The organism is Asticcacaulis sp. AC402 (assembly GCF_000495835.1).
GTDB lineage: Bacteria > Pseudomonadota > Alphaproteobacteria > Caulobacterales > Caulobacteraceae > Asticcacaulis.
The window spans coordinates 1-17,697 of the sequence record NZ_AWGC01000052.1 but is presented as its reverse complement, the minus strand read 5'-3'; the positions used below and the strand labels follow the sequence as shown (position 1 = coordinate 17,697).

15 protein-coding genes are annotated in these 17,697 nt (G+C 61.5%); 9 read left to right on the top strand and 6 right to left on the bottom strand.

What is annotated here, in order from left to right:
- Positions 1-342: 342 nt before the first annotated feature.
- Complete coding sequence (locus ABAC402_RS38705) at positions 343-2,409, bottom strand: S9 family peptidase (RefSeq protein WP_082180096.1); 2,067 nt, start codon at positions 2,407-2,409, stop codon at positions 343-345.
- A 376-nt stretch (positions 2,410-2,785) separates the two neighbouring features.
- Entirely contained in the window at positions 2,786-3,577 is a 792-nt protein-coding gene (locus ABAC402_RS38700; RefSeq protein WP_023451325.1) for a winged helix-turn-helix domain-containing protein, read from the bottom strand.
- A gap of 140 nt (positions 3,578-3,717) precedes the next feature.
- Here ABAC402_RS38700 and ABAC402_RS38695 point away from each other — a divergent pair, with 140 nt between their 5' ends.
- On the top strand, positions 3,718-5,208 hold the full coding sequence (locus tag ABAC402_RS38695; RefSeq protein WP_031236122.1) for a serine hydrolase: 1,491 nt from the start codon (positions 3,718-3,720) through the stop codon (positions 5,206-5,208).
- A gap of 634 nt (positions 5,209-5,842) precedes the next feature.
- Here ABAC402_RS38695 and ABAC402_RS38690 read toward each other — a convergent pair.
- Positions 5,843-7,228: a nicotinate phosphoribosyltransferase gene (locus ABAC402_RS38690; protein ID WP_023451323.1), complete on the bottom strand. Its 1,386-nt coding sequence runs from the start codon at positions 7,226-7,228 to the stop codon at positions 5,843-5,845.
- A 159-nt stretch (positions 7,229-7,387) separates the two neighbouring features.
- Positions 7,388-8,425: a bifunctional nicotinamide-nucleotide adenylyltransferase/Nudix hydroxylase gene (locus ABAC402_RS38685; protein WP_023451322.1), complete on the bottom strand. Its 1,038-nt coding sequence runs from the start codon at positions 8,423-8,425 to the stop codon at positions 7,388-7,390.
- Between the two features lie 456 nt (positions 8,426-8,881).
- On the opposite strand from ABAC402_RS38685, the gene ABAC402_RS38680 reads away from it, so the two are divergent.
- The 5 genes from ABAC402_RS38680 to ABAC402_RS38660 all read left to right on the top strand — a co-directional run bounded on the left by ABAC402_RS38680 (position 8,882) and on the right by ABAC402_RS38660 (position 13,169).
- Positions 8,882-9,832: a hypothetical protein gene (locus tag ABAC402_RS38680; protein WP_023451321.1), complete on the top strand. Its 951-nt coding sequence runs from the start codon at positions 8,882-8,884 to the stop codon at positions 9,830-9,832.
- 78 nt (positions 9,833-9,910) lie between these two features.
- Positions 9,911-10,312: a hypothetical protein gene (locus tag ABAC402_RS38675; protein WP_023451320.1), complete on the top strand. Its 402-nt coding sequence runs from the start codon at positions 9,911-9,913 to the stop codon at positions 10,310-10,312.
- A 96-nt stretch (positions 10,313-10,408) separates the two neighbouring features.
- Positions 10,409-11,635 carry a phage terminase large subunit gene (locus ABAC402_RS38670; RefSeq protein ID WP_023451319.1) on the top strand — a complete coding sequence of 409 codons (1,227 nt, stop codon included), beginning with the start codon at positions 10,409-10,411 and terminating at the stop codon, positions 11,633-11,635.
- Positions 11,635-12,867: a phage portal protein gene (locus ABAC402_RS38665; RefSeq protein WP_023451318.1), complete on the top strand. Its 1,233-nt coding sequence runs from the start codon at positions 11,635-11,637 to the stop codon at positions 12,865-12,867. The genes ABAC402_RS38670 and ABAC402_RS38665 overlap by 1 nt, the downstream gene beginning before the upstream one ends.
- Complete coding sequence (locus tag ABAC402_RS38660) at positions 12,864-13,169, top strand: hypothetical protein (RefSeq protein WP_023451317.1); 306 nt, start codon at positions 12,864-12,866, stop codon at positions 13,167-13,169. Before ABAC402_RS38665 ends, ABAC402_RS38660 begins: the two co-directional genes overlap by 4 nt.
- Before the next feature lie 303 nt (positions 13,170-13,472).
- Here ABAC402_RS38660 and ABAC402_RS38655 read toward each other — a convergent pair whose 3' ends face one another.
- A complete protein-coding gene (locus ABAC402_RS38655; protein WP_023451316.1) occupies positions 13,473-14,594 on the bottom strand; it encodes an SGNH/GDSL hydrolase family protein in 1,122 nt (373 codons plus the stop codon).
- 38 nt (positions 14,595-14,632) lie between these two features.
- Between ABAC402_RS38655 and ABAC402_RS38650 the strand changes: the two genes are divergently transcribed.
- Genes ABAC402_RS38650 through ABAC402_RS38640 form a run of 3 tightly spaced genes read left to right on the top strand, consistent with a single transcriptional unit; the run spans position 14,633 to position 16,884 of the window.
- On the top strand, positions 14,633-15,373 hold the full coding sequence (locus tag ABAC402_RS38650; protein WP_023451315.1) for an HK97 family phage prohead protease: 741 nt from the start codon (positions 14,633-14,635) through the stop codon (positions 15,371-15,373).
- Positions 15,357-16,226, top strand: a complete 870-nt coding sequence (locus tag ABAC402_RS38645; protein ID WP_023451314.1) for a phage major capsid protein — start codon at positions 15,357-15,359, stop codon at positions 16,224-16,226. The genes ABAC402_RS38650 and ABAC402_RS38645 overlap by 17 nt, the downstream gene beginning before the upstream one ends.
- Positions 16,141-16,884 carry a hypothetical protein gene (locus tag ABAC402_RS38640; protein WP_162148553.1) on the top strand — a complete coding sequence of 248 codons (744 nt, stop codon included), beginning with the start codon at positions 16,141-16,143 and terminating at the stop codon, positions 16,882-16,884. Before ABAC402_RS38645 ends, ABAC402_RS38640 begins: the two co-directional genes overlap by 86 nt.
- Here ABAC402_RS38640 and ABAC402_RS0121030 read toward each other — a convergent pair.
- The coding region (locus ABAC402_RS0121030; RefSeq protein WP_031236118.1) for a trans-aconitate 2-methyltransferase at positions 16,881-17,697 on the bottom strand (817 nt) is incomplete at its 5' end. The genes ABAC402_RS38640 and ABAC402_RS0121030 overlap by 4 nt on opposite strands.

The following is a 17,697-nucleotide window of genomic DNA, read 5'->3' as shown; positions in this document are numbered from 1 at the left end:
CCTCGCAAACCGTGTCTACGAAAACTACGACGAGATCGTTGAAGCGTCGTGCAAGGCATGGAAATGTCTCATGGACTTGCCAGACACTATAAGGTCAATCGGAACCAGAGAATACGCAAGGGTCATTGATTAATGCCGTTGGTATAATACCGAGCCTCAAAAAGAATGACGCTTGGTATTCGCTTTTTTCAGCTCAAGTGCCGGACCAGGCGCCCACCATGGCGCCTCGCATATGCTCGGGCGCCCGAAGTACGTTCTCTGGCGCGCTTGCCAACCCGCGATGTGTCAAGGTCATCGAGGGTTGGCGTTAATCAGATGCGATTGGCACACGGATCGGCGCGACTACAGCCCGTCAGGGCCGCACTTGGTCGTGACATACACTTCCAGAAGCTTGAGCAGGTCAATCATATTCTCCGGCGACCAGGTCACCGAACCGTGGCCCATATCCTTGAAGACGACCCTTTCGGTCGTCTTGCCGGCGCCGCGAAGGGCGCCATGGAAGATTTCCGATTCCGCCGGACGCACATTGGTGTCGCGGTCGCCATGATAGATGAGAATTGGGATGGAGGCGCTGCGGGCCGCGGACCTGGCGTCAAGCCCGTCGACAAAGGGACGCTGACGGTGCTCGAGGACACGGTTCATGCCAGTCTCATACTTCATGCTGGACGGTGAAGCCGGTCCGGCACCCGACATGGCGCACTGGTAGATCTGGTTAGGACGTACGACGGCTGCCATGGCGGAATATCCACCAAACGAATAGCCGTGAATGGCCAGCCTGTCTTTGTTCGCCAGGCCCTGAGCCACAAGACCCAGCGCGACGTCGTCCATATCGTCGGACATTTCAAGGCCCCACCTGTTATCCCCCGCTGCCAACTGTGACAGGCCCCAACCGGCAGAGCCGCGGAACTGTGGTTTGGCGACCAGGTAACCGCGGGCGACAAAGTACTGCACCCATGGGTCGATACTGTCATTGTAGTCGCGCGCCCATGGGCCGCCGTGCGGAAGGATAATCGTCGGATAAGGCCCTGTGCCGTAGCGCGTTTCGTTCGGTCTATAAACGAAAGCAGGTATCGGACGACCATCACGCGCCGTGAACTGGGTCAGGTAACCATCACCCAGCAATGTCGTGTCCAAATCCGGACGCGCACTGCCGAGAGAGACCAGGGGCTGTCCTTCCTGATAAAGATAATAGGTCGCGGGTTGGGCGGAGCCTTCGAGCGAAATAATAGCCGTGGCGCGATTGTTGGAAATATCAACCAGATTGACGTCCGGGCCGTCCGTGACGCGGAACTTGACCTTTTTCCCACCATTCAGCGTGGTCCAATCGATCAACTCGGATTTGACGCCCAAAGCCTGGGCAATGCCTTTCATCAAGGACTCGAGGTTCTCATTGACATAATAGGCCGTCGGACGTTCGCCCTCATAGTAAAAAACGATGGGCTCAAGGCTTTCCGGAGCGATCAGCACCGAGCCGGCGTCAAAAAGCGGGTGTTCAAAAGCAATATCGACGAAGGCTTTGTTTTTTATGTCATAGTTGTAGACAACCGTATTGTCCTTGTCGCGGCGCGCCTGAACCAGAACAATGTTTGGGTCCGGTGTTAGTCCTACGACCGACGGGAAGTCGCGTTCACGCAACGGGGCGCGGAAATGTTCCTCCATCCTCCGGGTTTCGGGGTTGAGGATAAACTGCACCGTTGCGGGCGGTTCGGCGTTGAGTTCTATCCCGACCTTGGCCCGCAGCACGCCCTTCTGATCAAAATAGGCCAGGGTCTCGCGCTGACCAATCTGGGCAACCTTGAGATACTTGCCGGTCAGGGGATTCGACTTATACACAGCCCCGTCGCTATCTTGAATCAGGATATTGTCAGGGTCGAGCGGCAGGGTCGAGACGATGCGCGGCTGGTTTACGATAATGTCGATTTCTTTGTAGTCTGCATCAATGGATTTTTCGGCGCGCGGCAGGCCCGTGCTCCATTTGCTACCCTTAAGGTCGGTAAACAATGTCTGGAACAGGTGCGTATCCTCACCGGCCACGCCAAACAATTGCCGGGTTTCGACGGCCAGAACGCCGTCCTTGACGAAGCTGACAGAGACCAGGCTGACGCGCGGATCCAGCGCGAGTTGCGTCGGGGCCACATTCAGTGCGCTAACCTCCCAGACGGCGATCCGTGCGACCTTGCCATCAGGGGAAACGATAGCCGCCATATGCTTGCCGTCCGGCGACAGGGTCATGCTGGTCAAAGCCGGCAGTTTGCCGAAGGCCTCTGCACTGGGCGCAACCGCGGTCACAGGGTCGGTTGCTGCCATGGCATGAGGAACCGTGACGGCGGACAGGATCACACTGGCCGACAGCAGCAATGCCGTGCGCAGAGACGATCGGCGAGGAGAGCGAAATACAAAATTCAACATGGGACCACATCATCTGAAGACTGTCGGCCTGAGGGCCTTTTTATTGGTTAGTGAGAGACACTATTCAGACATATTTGGCCTAATGCAACAATTTAGTTACAAACGATGCCAGTGGTGACATTTTGCAACGCGCTGGTCGTCGTTGCTTCATCCGACAGGGGAATCCCATGGTTGGGAATGTGGTATCGCTGGGATATGGCGTCGTTGTGAGAAGATGTCGAAGCACGAGGTTGTTAGCTGCGACCTGAAAGGCTGGTGCCAAACCTGAAGGGCAGCACGCGCGTCGCAAATTTGATGGTTCAGAGATTGACTCCGACACCTTTCTTGCCAGCGTGCGAACCGATCACTGCTGGATCGTCTGGTTGAGGGCCAGATTTCAAGCCGGACGTTTAATGGCCCGAGCCAGTCCTGTCGCCATGCGTTTTGCCATGGCGGTTTGCAGCGGCACATAGTCCTCCGTGTCCGTGGGAGCGGCGAACTGATCGGACCATACAATCCTGCCTGATCCGTCCTGGGTGAGCGTCACCACGACCGTCGTTTGCTTAGGGGTCTGACGAACACTGACACGCGCTCGCAGATCAGCCTTCGTCCCGCTGGCAGCGACGGAATAACCCGCCGGCAGCCTGTGACTGACTTCGGCCACGAAGCTTTCACGAAGTCCCGCATTGAATTTCGGGAACAGGACATATTCGCAAAGGCCCGTCACCGGCTCGATGGCGATGCGCTGTTGGACCGGAAACATCGCCCCTTGCTGCCATACCGCCCCTCCGATCGCGAGCGGGATCAGCAGACCCGCCAGAACCGTAAGCCTGCCGACCTTGCGGGTCTGGTGTTCGGGTTCAGGTTTGGGCTCTGAACTCACAGCAAGGATCGTTCCGATAAAGCGATACCCTGATCGTGGCCGGGTCTGGATGAAGCGTGGCGCATCAGCGTCATCACCCAGCAAGCTCCGAATACGCCGGATACAGGTATTGAGCGCTGCATCGCCGCCAATTGCGGCATGCGGCCAAAAACGATCGAGCAGTTCATGCCTGGTGACGATCCGGTCGCCATGTTCGATGAGATAAACCAGAACCTCAACCACTTGCGGCGAAGCGTCGAGCGACACAGTGCCGCGGTGAATCTGTAGCGCGGCGGGATCGACGCAAAAGTCAGCGAAACGAAGCATCTCAAGCTACTCGCAAGGCGCCCAAGATGGAGGCGCGGTCAGTCTATGTCAGACAAAGTCAGGGTTTGTCATTCGTCCCATCTACAGGTCCATGATATCCGACCCGTATCGTGAGCGCAATCTTGGATGGGAGCCGCCCTTTGTCAAAGACGAACGTCTTATTTGCGCCAGACAGGTTTACGCCAGACCGGCGCCGTGTCCTTGGCTTTGGCCTCTCTGGTCTCACGGCATCCTTTAGTTCTGCAACCGCGGCGCAGACTGCGACGCAGACCGGACGTATCGATGAGCTTCTTGACGCCACTGCGGGCGCTTACGAAACGGTGGGCTATTCGGTAGCCGTACTGCGGCGCGGCACGCACATCTACAGCCGGCACGCCGGTTTGGCGGATCGCGATCAGGGAACGCGGATCACCGATCGTTCGGTGTATCCGCTGTTCTCCATTTCAAAGCTGTTTCTCGTCGTCGAACTTCTAAAGGCGCGCGAGCGGGGGCAAATCGATCTGAACATGCCGCTGGGCGCAATACGACCAGGACTTCCTGAGACATGGCGCACGATCTCCCTTGCCCAAGCCATTGCCCATGTCTCCGGATTGCCGGATTACATCCCCGACCATATAGCGCCAACAGCCGATCAGGCCTTCGCCGCCATTCGGGATTTACCGCTGCGATTCGCTGCCGGAACACGCAACGATTACAACCAGACCAACTTTTTATTTGCCAAGGCGGCATTGGAGCAGGCGACAGGCACGAAACTGACCACACTCGTAAATCACCAGTTTCGTCAGGCCGGAGTTCACCACACCCGCTATCCTGACGCGAACAGGCGGCCTTCGGGATTGGTAACGAGCTATCAGTCGGTTCCGGCGCGGGACCGGCCACCGGTTCCCTTCCTTCCTGAGTCCGGGCCGCCCTATACATACGGGTCAAGGGGGATACGCGCGCCGCTGTCGGATCTTGTGGCCTGGAGCGAGTCCCTTCTTCGCGGTGAGCTGATCCCGCTTGGTCCATTGCGCGCTTCATGGGCACCGTTTCCTATGCCGTCGGGCGAGGCGGCATGGCACACGCATGGCTGGGAGTATTATCGGCACAATGATGTGACGATCGTCGGGCATGGCGGGGGCGTACGTCTCGTGTGGAGACACTTCTTCCGAACATCGGACCCCGACGATTGCGCCACGGTGATCTATCTGGACAATGGCGGCCGCACGACATTCGACAGGCATCGCGTCGCAACGCTCATTGCGGACCGCGTTATGCCCGGCGCCGCGCGCGCGGGCGAGGAACAGGAAGAAATTCTGTATCGCGGACTGGCCTGCGGCCGATGGGACCAGGCTATCGCACAGCTTGCCGCTACAGTGCCTGGCGACAGCCTCGAAGGCATTGTCAACCGCGTCGGCTATGATGCAATGAACATACTCGACGTCCATGCCGGGCTGCCAGTATTCCAATGGAACGCGGCTCGTTTTCCGCAGTCTGCTAATGCACATGATAGTCTTGGCGAAGCCTATCGTGTGGCGGGAGAGACCGCTCTGGCGAAGGAAAGCTACCAGCGTGCACTGGTGCTTGATCCGGCCAACGCCCGTATCAGCGCCATCCTCCAGGATCTCAACGGGCCTGCGACAGAGCGCTAAAGAAAGGGTTCATGAAAGAAAGGGGGCCGACTCAAATTCTGAACTACCGTGCAGGTCAGGAGCGGTGCCAGGCGTAAGAAGGCGGTTTTCGATGGAGTTAGACCAACCAAGGATGATTTTGACACATCGCAGTAAAGTGGCCCCCTCCGTTTCGACGCGCTCGCCGGTGGCCTTCGGGCCGGCTTCGCTTGCTCGCCTCCTCCCCATTGAAGAAACGGGGAGGAGAAGGAACTAACACTGATGAGTCAGAGTCATCATTGGTTGGTGGTCTTCGCAAGGTTTTTGACGTGGGCGCTGTCGGGTTCTCCCCCAGCTCTAGTTGCGAGGTTGGGGAAGGTCCGCCGTCATGGCATCCGTACAAGGCGGCGGAGCGGCCTGAGCCTGCGAGACGGCAAGGCCCAGGCCGACGAGGGCAGAAGCCAAGGCGTTGCGGCGTCGTGTCATGGTGTCCCCCCCCCCCAAGCATGCCACAATCTAATACCAAGCCTCATAAAGAATGACGCTCGGTATTCGCATTTTTTCAGCTCAGGCGCCGCATGGCTCCTCGCATAGGCTCGGGCGCGCAGTCGCGCTTGCCAGCCCGCGATGAGTCAAGGTCATCGCGGGCTGGTGTAACATCGCCCCTACGACGATGTCACGTGCCGAAAGCGGCCGCGCGGGCGCGGATGGCGCCCAAGGGTTCGTCGCGCAGCAGTTCGCCGTTGCGCCATACCGGCTGCAGCAGGTTCTCGCCGCCGCCAACCGGCTGCCAGTCGCTGTCGCGGACGGCAACGGTTTTGTAATCGGCGCCGAGACCCAGCAGGCCGCGTTTCGAGCGTTTGCCAGTGTCGGTGACCGGATCCTTGTAGACATCGCGCCAAACGCCGTTGACCCTGGCGGCCGAGGCCTTGTAGGCAAATTGCAGGGTGTCGCGGTCGCATTTCTGCAGCAGGGCGCCGCCCATGCCGAAGGCCAGGTTCGAGGCGCTGAAGCCTTCGGCCGTGATGCGGTCGAGGATGGCAGCGATGCTGACGGGATTGACCCCGTCGCCCTGGATGACACGAACATTGTTCAGGACGCGGAAGCCCTTGGTGTTGGTTTCAGTACCGAAACGGTTGGCCAGCAGGTGCAGGGTTTTCGATACGACCTCGACGGGGTCGCCGCTGTCGGGGCGGACGACCAGGGTGGCGCCGCTGTCGATAACCTTATGACGCAGGGCTTCACCCCAGATGTGGTCGACAGCATGGTACAGGTCGTAGGAGTCCGAGACGACGGCGAACAGGGCTCCGGGCTTGCCGAATTGCTGGACCATATTGGCATAGGCGGCCTGTTCGTTCGGCCGTTCCCAGCTGGTGATGGTCGAATGTTCCGCCGCCGGGATCGAGTAACCGGCCATGGGTTCGTGGTAGTATTTGCGGGCGGCGAGGATGGCGGCCAGGGTGTCTGTCCCCTGGAAGTTGACAAGATGGGCCAGACCGCCCAGGGCTGCCGACTGTGCCGAAGAGACGCCGCGGGCGCCGAAATCGTGCAGTTTGAACGGCAGTTCGCCATCGGGATCGTCGGATGTCCTGACCAGGGCGTCGCGGATGATGCGGCGCACGCCGTGGCTGATGGTGGCCACCGTGATCGGGTACCAGACGCGCAACAGGGCAGTTTCGACATAGCTGGTCAGCCAGAAGAAGTCGGGATCGGTATTGACCACCGTCATCATCGGCAGACGGACCGGAGCGATCGTGCCTTCTGGCTGGGCGCGGATCTCCAGCGGCAGGCGGCCGCCGTGACGGTCGAGCAGCAACTGCCAGCCGGCCTCATGGAAGGGCAGGCCGTGGGCCGGCAGGATATCGCGGGCTTCTTCGAGGTCGGCACGGGTGACGGGGGCGGCGAATTCCGCCTTCAGTATGGCCTGAAGACCGAAGAACAAGGCTTCGGCATAGGGGCCGCCTCGGGCTTCGACATAGGAAAAGACCTGTTGCGTGCCTTGCGGATATTGCAGGTAGTGGCTGGCCTTGTAGCTGTCGGTGTTAAGGATCGGATTGGTCATGACAGAAGCTCCTTCTGTGGTTTGAACGCGTCGGGGTCTATCCCCTGGGGTTGCTCTTGAGTTTGGGGCAAAGAAAGTCGCCCCACCACCACCCTTCGCCTTCGCTAGGCTGCGGCTTTGGGCAGTGCCCCTCCCCACCTTCGGCGGGGAGGTATGTTTTTAGGCGGTTCCCAAGAAGTGTTCGAGGATGAAGTAGTGGTCCTCGAACAGGTGTTCGCGCAGGCGGCGGGCTTCGGCCAGGGGGACCCAGCGGGCACGGGCAGCGTCGTCCGAACCGCGCACCGCCGGCAGGTCACCGCTGGCGAACTCGAAATAGAAGGCGTGGGTGATGGTGCGGCCGCGCTGCGAGCGGTCCGGGTCATCGAAGACCTGGCGGCCCTTCAGGCTGCCCTTCAGCACCGGGATCGGTAATTTGATGCGGGTTTCCTCCTTGAGCTCGCGGATGGCGGCCGTCAGCAGGGTTTCATTGGGATTGAGGAAGCCGCCCGGCAAGGCCCACAGACCCTTGCCGGGATGGGCGCCGCGCTTGACCAGCAGGACGTGGCCGGAGTGGACGATGACCGCGTCGACGGTCACGAACGTCGGCGGGTAGGGGGCAGCATCCCACGCGGCGCGGTAGGCCGCGATATGGCGCTGCTCATCGGCCAGCTGGGCGAAGGTTTTCGTCTTGCGGAAGGCCAGCAGGGTTTCATGGACCGCCTGGGGGACATTGGCCTGGATCAGGCGCAGGGCGCCTTCGTCGGCGGCGAACAGGTGGCCGCGCAGTTCGGTCGCCGAAAGGGTGGTGGCGAAGGGGACCTCGATCAGGTCCCACTGCGGAAAGGCATGCAGGTACCACGAGCTGTCATCCTTGTCGTGGCCGACCAGACCGATGCGAACCTGCGCGGGATCTTTTCCGCTTTCGACAATGACATTGGCGACGTGTTCCTGGACGTCGGCCTGCCAGGCGCCTTCGTTGTAGAGGTGATCGACGAGATGGCGGATGACAACGCGACCGGCGTCGGCGCCCAGGGCTGCGCGGATCATGACTTCGCGCTCGGCGGCGGAAAACGGGTTGCGGGTCGAGCGCGCCGAGTGGGCGGAACCAACGAGGACGATCAGCCGGTCGCAGGATTCGAGCGCGCGGCGGACAACCGCCATGTGGCCGTTGTGAAAGGGCTCGAAACGCCCGATAAAGACAGTGAAATCGTAGTGCATGAGGCTCCCTCAGTGCGATAAGGCCCGGTCTGCCCGGACACATCCAGAATTAATCCAATGACGAGATTTGTCAATTCGAAAACGTCCCGCGTTTGGCAAACCGTCCAAAGGATAGAGGGTTTTTGCCGCGGCTTACGAGGTGACCGGTTGCAGGACCCCGCCCGCGCGTGCATACTTGACCGTGTCAGGTCCGGCGCGCTTCACGCGGGGCTGAGGTGCGTGCGGCTTTTTGACTCAAGGTCACCGGCACGCCGATGGCGCATTGCGGGCGTTCGCGTGGATAAGCGTCAACAATCCAGGATTTATAACAAGAAGAGGGACGCGATTGCGCTGAAAAATTGGCTTGACGCATGCGCAGAATCAGATGACCCGTTTTTTCATGGTCACGGATTGTGACGTAACGGTTCTTCAGCCCCTGGGTTCGTGCCCCGGGGCTTTTTGCTGTCCCGGGGTGCCATGCGGTTGGACTATGTCGTTGAGGCGCCGGGGCGGTGGACGGCTGTGGCCCGACCCGTCGCGGAGGGCGTTGTGGTGGCGTTCGAGACCGATACCGGGTTCGATGATGCCCAGGTCCAGGCCCATGTGGTGTCAGCCCTGGCGCGCGGATTGCCCCTGGCGCCATCAGGATTGAACCTGGCGCGGCCGGTGCATGTTTATGCCAACGGGCCGTCGGTCGTGAATGCGCCGTTGCGTTCCCCGTCCCTGGCCTTGAACGGGGCCTACCGGTTGTTCGGCGACGGGCCGGATCTGTGGGCGGCCGTCGATGCGCGGGCGTGCGTGGCGGACCATGTGGCGGAACCCAAGCCTCGAACCCGGCATCTGGTGGCCAGCAAGTGTCATCCGGCGGTGTTCGACCGGCTGGCGGGACAGCAGGTGTTTTTGTGGCATGTGGGCGATGGCGGGGCGCAAGCCTTGCCCGACGGCAGCCATGTTATCGCGCCGGGCGTCAGTGTGACCGGGACCGTGTTGGGGTTGGTTTACAGCCTCGGGTTTCGCGAGGCGCATATCCAGGGCTGGGATTGCTGTTACAGCGATGATGGCCGCGATCATGCGGTGGCGCAGGACCATGACCGGTCGTGTGATATCGAGGTGCGAGTAGGGGCGCGGCTGTATCGGACGACGCAGACCTGGGCGGCGGAGGTTCGGGCCGGTCTGAGATATATGGAACTGGTGCCGGGGTTGAAGGTGCACGTGCATGGTGACGGGATGATGGCGGCGGCGATGCGGTTGTTGGCGGCAAGAGGTGGGTTAGCGCAGGTTCGTTTCTTGCCGTTGTTGGCCGCACCAAACCCTCACCCCCGCCCTCTCCCCCTCTTGCCTGCCGGCGAGGCTGGGGAGAGGGAGTTCGTCAATGTTTTCTGCGCCTTAGATTACATGTTGGCAGGTGCGCCGAGTCCGATGAGCTGAATCTCATCGTCAAGGATTGTGACGGACAGACAAAGCCCACCGGAGGTAGCCGGCGGGCTTTTTCATTGGAGGTGGCCGATGGCGATGAGCCGCAGGCAGCATCAGAGGATTTTGGCCTTGAAGGACATCGTGACCCCGCCTTCGGAGGAGGAACTGGCCAGGCGACGTAAGGCCCGCTTGGACCTCAGGGACGATTTTCAGCCGCCGGACTGCCTGGCTATCGCCATCCGTTATTTGACCGAGATCGTCGCCAGCGGAAAGAGTGAAACGTCAAGGGTAGCGGCTGCCAAGCTCTTGATGGAGCATGCCGGGCGGCAGGCTGAGGTGGCCAACAAGGGGCAGGTGCATGTGCCGGTTATCCAGTATGTGATTACCGGTGACCTGCCGCCACTGGGAGAAGGCGAATATGATACGTCGGGGGTTGACGAGGCGGGCGATTCAGATGTGCCAGATTTCAACGTCAAGGATTGTGCGTGTTGAACTGGCGGGCCCGGGAGATGGGGGGGCGACCGCATGCCCCTCACCCTTACCCTCTCCCCGCGAGCGGGGAGAGGGGATTCCTACAGCGTTTTCTGAGTGAAAATTGTACCGCTTCCGGCCTATCGGTTTCTCACCGATGAGGCGTTGGGACATTATCGCTTCCGCGCCGCTTTCGGCGGGCGCGGCGGTGCCAAGTCCTGGGAGTTCGCCAATGCCGCCATCTTCCACAGCCTGATGACGCCAAAGGCGCGCGTCGTTTTTGTCCGTGAAATCCAGGCCAGCCTGGACGACAGTTCCTTCACCCTGGTGCGTAACCGCCTCGAAGCCTACGGGCTCGACGCCATCTACCGCCAGGCCAACGGACGGTTCCACAACCGGCTGAATGGCGCCGAGATCCTGTTTCTGGGCCTGTGGCGCGGCAATAAACCCGAAGGCATCAAGTCGTTGGAAGGGGCTACCCTGACCATCTGGGAGGAGGCCAGCGAAGGCCGGCAAAGGTCGCTGGACGTGCTGATCCCGACCGTCTTGCGGACACCGGCGTCCGAACTGTGGTGCCTGTGGAACCCGATGCTGGCGACCGATGCGGTCGATCGCTTCTTTCGCGGCGGGACACCGCCGTTCAAGGCGGTGTGTCGCCACATCAACTGGGACCGCAATCCGCATTTCCCGGATGCGCTGCGCGAGCAGATGGCGCTGGACCGCAAAAAAGATCCGTTGCGGGCGGCGTGGATCTGGGACGGCGCCTACATGCCGTCGGCGCAGAACGCCCTGTGGACGCGGGCTTTGCTGGACTGGGCCTGGGTTCAGGGTCGCGACAGGCCGATGGAGGCCGTCGGCCGCGTCGTGGTCGGGGTCGATCCCGCCGGCGGTGGTGGCGATGAGGTCGGGATCGTGGTCGCCGGGCGCTATGGCGCCGACAGCTATATGGTGCTGGAGGACCGGTCGATGGCAGCGCAGTCTCCGGGCGGCTGGGCGACGGAAGTCTTGCGGGCGGTCGATGCCTATGGCGCCGACTGCGTGGTGGTCGAACGGAATTTCGGCGGTGATCTGGTAGCCAGCAATCTGCGGGTCAATGGCGTGACCTGCCGCATTCGGGAGGTGACCGCCAGCCGCGGCAAGCAGGTGCGGGCCGAGCCGATCGCAGCCCTTTATGAGCAGCACAAGGTCTATCACAGGCGCCAGTTTGCGGCGCTGGAGGGGCAGTTATTGCAGATGACACCGAATGGATATGCCGTCCGCGGCGCGTCGCCCGACCGGCTGGATGCGCTGGTGTGGGCGCTGACTGAGCTGAGCCGGCGCCAGATCGAATTCGGAGTCTATTGATGTCCTTCTGGGATGGCTGGTTCCGGCGCAGCATGGCGCGGAACTCCAGGGCGCGGCTCGACAGGCCCAACCTTTTTTGGCCGCAGACGAGCTGGATCGACTGGCTGGGCGGGGCCGTGGACGCCTACGACGTCGCCTACCGCAATCCGGTGGCGGCGCGCTGCGCTGACATGATCGGCCAGGCTGTGGCGCAGTTGCCGGTCGAGGTCTGGCGCGACGGCAAGAAGGTCGAGGACCATCCGCTGCTGGGCGTGCTGAACCGGCGAGCCAATGGCGAGGACAGCGCGGCGCAGGTCAAGTACGGGCTGGCGGTGCTGCTGGCGACGTGCGGCCAGGCCTATGTGCGGGGCTTGCGCGTAACGGCGGGGCTGGCGGAGGTGTATGTCCATGGCCACAAGGGTTTCGAGGTCCGGCGCGATCGCCAGGGCGTGCTGAGCGGTTACACGTTCCGGCGTGAAAATGGCGGACCGGTGATGTTTCCGTTTGAACCGGATGGCTGGTGCGAGGTGCGCCGGATCATCCGGCAGAGGCCCAATGTCCGCGACAGGGCGGCGTCGCCCATCGAGATGGCCGGGCGCGCGATCGAGGAGAATAATGCCGTACGGACCTATGCCAAGGGCCAGTTCGAGCATCAGGGCCGGCGGCCGGCGGTGGTGGTGGTCGACAAGGATTCGACGCTGGAGCCTGACCAGATCCGCGAGGAGCGCGTCAGGCTGAACGCGCAGATGAAGGACGATGCGACGCGCCGGCTGCCGACGTTTCTGGCCGGGACCCTGTCCTATCAGGAACTGGGGGCGTCGTCGTCGGACATGCAGGCGATGGAGCTGCGTAACGCGACGGCGCGGGAAATCTGTTTCGGATTGGGGGTGCCGCCGGTCCTGCTGGGGATTGCCGGCGATTCCACCTTCAACAACCAGGCTGAGGCGCGGGTGGCGTTTGCACGCGAAGCGGTGCGGCCGTTGTGCGGGTTTATTGCCGCCGAGTTGACGGCGTGGTTGCAGCCCTTGGCGCCGGGTGTCGAGATCAGGTTCGACTATGGCGGTGACGCGGCCAGTCTCTCCGACGAAGGCGTGCGCTGGGAACGGGCGACCCGCTTCGTGGGTTTGAGCATCAATGAAAAGCGCCGGCTGGCTGGCTATGGCCCGGTCGCGGATTTGGCGGGCGAAATGGTTCTGGTCGGTGCCAGTGAGGTGCCCCTGGACCTGGTTGGGAAGGGTAGGTCGCGGTTATGACGGATATGCGGGTGAGGCGTGGACCTGAGCGTCGGCTGGCCGGGCGGTTGGGCGTGATCCTGGAGTCGGCCGCGCGAAGGCTGGGTGAGGATGCGGCGGATGGGCTGGCGGACCTGGTGGTCAAGCTGGCGACGGCGATCGAGCGCGAAGCCCCGGCCGGCGAGCCGGAGCGGGCGGTGATCACGGCGCAGTCGATCGTCGCGGCGACGCGTGAGATGTGGCGTGAAGCGCCGGAAGCGGCTGTGTCGCGGGCGAGGTGCGGGGCTTTGGCGAGGGCGGCTCTGGTGGCGGTGGAAGGGTAATACCAGCGGCAAATGGCTTTGACTTGTCTACGTCGTTCAACGAAGAGGACCCCTCCGTCTCGACGCGTTTCGCCCATAAGGGGGGCTCACTTGCTCGCCATGGCACGGGCCACCCCGCTCCCCATTGAAGAAATAGGGAGGAGAAGTAATTGAAAATCCTACATTCTTCTCCTCCCTATCGAAGATGGGGAGCGGGGTGGCCCGTGCCATGGCGAGCAAGTGAGCCAGGCCGAAGGCCAGTGGCGAAACGCGTCGAGACGGAGGGGTCCTCTTAGCGGTCAGCTACCAGTGCCGTGTTTAAGGTCAGGTCTCTTGCGCGTGCGGGGGGCGCACAGTGAAGTCGATCAGGTCGCCCGAGTACAGAATGCCCATCAGGGAAAAGATGGATTGGCCGTCGACCGGGCTGGGGACGCCATTGGCCGGGGTGACAACCGTCGCGGTATCGGGCCAGGGCGTCTGCGAAATGTGGTAGTCGCGGCTGGCCGGGGCCGGCTGGTCGATATCGTCCGGATACAGGAATTCGGTGCCGGCCATACTGACCAGGAAACGGAACTGGCCCTCGGCGACGCCGGGCTTCATGATGTTGTAGTGGAAGTGACGTCCGCCAGATTTGATGTAGAGGGGACGGGTATTGGCCTCGCAGACATACATCAGGGCCAGGAGCCGGCCGTTCCTGATCTGGAACGTCAGGTCAGAGTCGGTCAGGGTGACGGCTTCGCTGCGGAAACGACTGTTCTGGAAGACGGTCGGTTCCGTTCCCGGAAACAGCTCTGTCGCCAGGGCATGGGCGTGTTCAAAGTTATGGATATCGACCGGTTCGGGAAGCGCGGCTTCGGCGCGCGGATTGGCGGCGAGGCGGCACAGGCTGTCGGCCAGCAATACACCCGTCATGCCGATCCCGCCCGGCCCGTAGTGGACGGGGTCGAGGTACATGTCGTCGCGTGACGGCATGGCGGCCAGGACCGGCCGGGCGGTATCGACGACCTCGGTGTCGTACCAGTCGGACAGCTTGTGGATGGCGCCTTGCAGGTAGTTCAGCCGGCGCTGGGGCGGCGTGCGCCGCGGCTCGATAATGACCGAGATGACATGCAGGCGCGGATTGCGGCGGCGCGCCAGGCGCAGCATGGCTTCGTAGACGCGTGACCAGTGATGCAGGAGCTTGCGCTCGTGTTCGTAGGCGGAGGAATCGTTGAGGGCATATTCGATGATCAGGACGTCAGCGTTGGCCACCTGTTGCGACCGGACGAGGTTGTAGAGGCCGGCCAGCGAGGTCGTGGCGCCGACCGCCAGGTCATCGATGACGGTCAGGTCGAGGCCGCGCTCCTTACATTGCTTAATCGTTTCAAAGACATAACCCGGGTAATAGACGGAATTCGAACCGCCGACGACGATGGCCTTCAGTCGGCCTGGCTGTGCTTGCGTCATCCGTTTCACCCTTTCCCAATCCATGAGGACACAGACGCATGAACCCTAAGTACGCTCCGGTCGCCGGAGTGGTCGCGTACCGCTTCGTCGCCGGTGATTTCGCCAATGAGTCCGTTGTCAAAACGTCTGGCATCCTGGGGAAAATCGACGGTTTTGCCTGTCCGTTCGATACGCTTGATAGCCACGATACCCGCTTTGCGCAAGGCTGTTTTATCAAGAGCTTAGCCGCCTGGAAGCGCCGGGAGCGGACCCTGCCGATGTATGTCAATCATGCCGACAACCGGCCGGTGGGTGGGTGGCAGGAGGTGACAGAAGATGACACAGGGCTGCGGGCACGCGGCGAAATCGTCGCCACCGAGCGCGAATGGGTCGGTGGTCTGTTTCGCCTCAAGGTCGTGCTGGGCATGTCGATCGGCTTTGTGCCGGTGGCGTGGCGGGTCGAGACCGACGGGACGGTGACCTATACCGAGGTTGCCTTGCGCGAAATCAGCCTGGTCACCGCCAATTCGGTTCCAGGCGCGGTCATCGAGAGCCTGAGAGGGGCGGGCGATCAGGCCCTGACCATTCGGCAGGTGGAGGCCGCGCTGCGGGCGCAGGGCCAAAGCTGCAACGCCGCGAAAGCGCAAGCGATCAGAATTTTCAGGGACGCCGGTCTTCGCGATGAAGCGGCGGCACCTGAAGCGGCCGGTCTCCGGGATGGAGCGGGTGAAGCGGCCCTTATGAAGGGTCTGGAACAGCAACTTTTTCTTATGAGGCTATCCCATGTCGGACGACCCTAACGCCAAGGTTCTCGAAATCGTCGAGGCCATCCGCACCGAAGCGCAGACGCGCGACAGCGTGCATACCGAAGCCCAGAAGCGCATGGAAACGGCCTTCGCCGAGGCCAGCAAGCGGGCGGATGACGCCGTGACCGAAACCCGCAAGATCGCCGCGGTCGAGGCGGCGCTGACGGCCATCGAAACCCGCCTGGCGCGCAGCGACCTGTCCAACCCGGCCGATCAGAAGCGTAGCGAACATCAGGACGCTCTGTCGGAGTATCTGGTCCGCGGTTCCGGTCGTGAAAACGTCCCGGTGCAATATCGCGCTGCCACCGAGGGCACCGACTCGCAAGGCGGCTTTCTGGTTACGCCGGAGCTGGACATGGCGATTGCCGGCCTGGCCCGCGACATGAACCCCATGCGTTCGGTTGCCACCGTTCGCAGCGGGACGGCGCCGGCCATTCGCCTGGTGCGCCAGACCTCCAAAGGTTCGGCGGGCTGGGTATCGGAGGCCGGTTCGCGCGCTGAGACGGCCACGCCTCTGCTCGGCACCACGGATATCGTCGCCCATGAACTGTATGCCGCTCCGCGCGCCACGCAGACCATCCTGGAGGACTCTGCCCAGATCGAGGCCTGGCTGATCGGAATTCACCAGCTTTGCCAACCTGATCAATACATTGACGGCGGCGACGTTTGCGCGGGCTTCGGAGCAGTATGGGTTGACATCGGCAGGGACATTCACGACTTCTACCGTCGGCGTGCCTGTGGTGACAGATCTGGGGTTGTTGGTGGAGCCTGCGGAAACTGGTCTGGCGGCCAACTCGATCACGCAGGAGGACTGGTTCTCCAAAACGCCGGTCAGGTCCACGAATAACCAAGAGGGCGCTTTTGGCAGTTACAATGCCATTTTGGTTACTGCTGACGAAACGTCGCGCGCTTACAACAAGGCTATCGGAGTCAACACATACACGTCAGGAACGCCCTACCTGATTTACGCCATTGTTGAGGACCTGTCGTCCGGGTGGTTCCAGATGTGGATGCCCAGTTCCTGCTTTGGTACGCAAACTTTCGCGAACTTTGACCTGTCTGGCGACGGCGCCGTGGGCGCCAAGGGCACCAACACTAGGTCGTCCGGCATTTTGAAGCTGGCGACTGGTCTGTTCTTGGTTTGGATCACCGCTCCTGCCACAGGAACTGACGCAGCCGCTGTCAGTTTTGCGTTTTTTGCCGCAACCAATTCGGCGCGCAACCTGTCTTCTACCAGCACAGCAAGCTTTATCATCTCGGGCTATCAGGTATCGACCGCCACGAGATGGGGAAGCCCTATCGCGACAGTTCTGGCTGAGGTTACGCGCGCGGCCGTAGCTCTCACGATCAAGCCTCCGGCTGCGACCTATAACCTGACCTTCAAGTTCGGGGACGGGACGGCAGATCAGGCGGCAAACGGCGTCGTGATTGGTGCAGGTGGCTATACGATCCCGGCAGTTCTCAACGGTCGCTTCGTCACTGACATCATCGAGGTGACCGCCTAAGTTGACGCTTTCCGCCAGATGACAGCATCGGGCTGTTGGTGTCCACTCCTTGCCTCGTCCTCCCACTTTTGAAAAACGTTGACGATTCCGGGTCGGGGAGGTTTGCCTCTGTTGGCCTTGGCATTGTCCGCCCATTGCTGAGCGGTATAGATCGTGCCTTCAAATTCAAAATGACACCGGGTGGCGACCCTGCCATCCGGTGAGCATCTGAACATCCATCCCGACGATAGCGGTTGAGATCGGTCAAGCGGTTGGTATAGCTCCGCCAATGCGGTATCGTCCAACATGTACTGGCTGTTGTAGAGACACAGAACGCCACCCGGCTTAAGGTGTCGGTCCAGTGTCGATATCCCCTCTTCAAAAAGGCTGAACGGGTAGACCTCGGAAATGTCCGTCATGTCGGAAGTCTTCGGCCACTTGCAAAACACGCTCATAGCGAAGATCGCGTCAAATGGGCCGTGTTTCGCAAGACTGGATTCGGCGGACATAAAGATCGTGATGTCCTCAGGGCATTGCGCCCGGGCCTTGATCAACGCCTTCTCGTTTATGTCGGTGCCGTAGATCCTGCCGTCCGGCATAACTTCGGCAAGGTCCAAGCACTCTTCGCCGGTCGAACAGCCAAACGACAAGACTTTCGCGCCGGACAGTTTACCGGCTTCATCAAGGTACTTTCGGACATCCTTCATCAGTTCGACGTTGCGGCCCGAAAAGGTCGTCGTCTGGGTCTGTTGCAGTGCGGTCAGATCGTGCATCGCCGACATGTACCACACAGTCGCCCCCTGACAAGGGCGGTTTTCCCATGCCTTGGTGGGC

Excerpts from the sequence above, each read along its gene's own strand:
- ABAC402_RS38645 (WP_023451314.1), top strand. The coding sequence starts at position 15,357 with ATGTCGGACGACCCTAACGCCAAGGTTCTCGAAATCGTCGAGGCCATC.
- ABAC402_RS38705 (WP_082180096.1), bottom strand. The coding sequence starts at position 2,409 with ATGTTGAATTTTGTATTTCGCTCTCCTCGCCGATCGTCTCTGCGCACG.
- ABAC402_RS38660 (WP_023451317.1), top strand. The coding sequence starts at position 12,864 with ATGACGGATATGCGGGTGAGGCGTGGACCTGAGCGTCGGCTGGCCGGG.
- ABAC402_RS38655 (WP_023451316.1), bottom strand. The coding sequence starts at position 14,594 with ATGACGCAAGCACAGCCAGGCCGACTGAAGGCCATCGTCGTCGGCGGT.
- ABAC402_RS38700 (WP_023451325.1), bottom strand. The coding sequence starts at position 3,577 with ATGCTTCGTTTCGCTGACTTTTGCGTCGATCCCGCCGCGCTACAGATT.
- ABAC402_RS38665 (WP_023451318.1), top strand. The coding sequence starts at position 11,635 with ATGTCCTTCTGGGATGGCTGGTTCCGGCGCAGCATGGCGCGGAACTCC.
- ABAC402_RS38650 (WP_023451315.1), top strand. The coding sequence starts at position 14,633 with ATGAACCCTAAGTACGCTCCGGTCGCCGGAGTGGTCGCGTACCGCTTC.
- ABAC402_RS38685 (WP_023451322.1), bottom strand. The coding sequence starts at position 8,425 with ATGCACTACGATTTCACTGTCTTTATCGGGCGTTTCGAGCCCTTTCAC.
- ABAC402_RS38675 (WP_023451320.1), top strand. The coding sequence starts at position 9,911 with ATGGCGATGAGCCGCAGGCAGCATCAGAGGATTTTGGCCTTGAAGGAC.
- ABAC402_RS38690 (WP_023451323.1), bottom strand. The coding sequence starts at position 7,228 with ATGACCAATCCGATCCTTAACACCGACAGCTACAAGGCCAGCCACTAC.
- ABAC402_RS38680 (WP_023451321.1), top strand. The coding sequence starts at position 8,882 with ATGCGGTTGGACTATGTCGTTGAGGCGCCGGGGCGGTGGACGGCTGTG.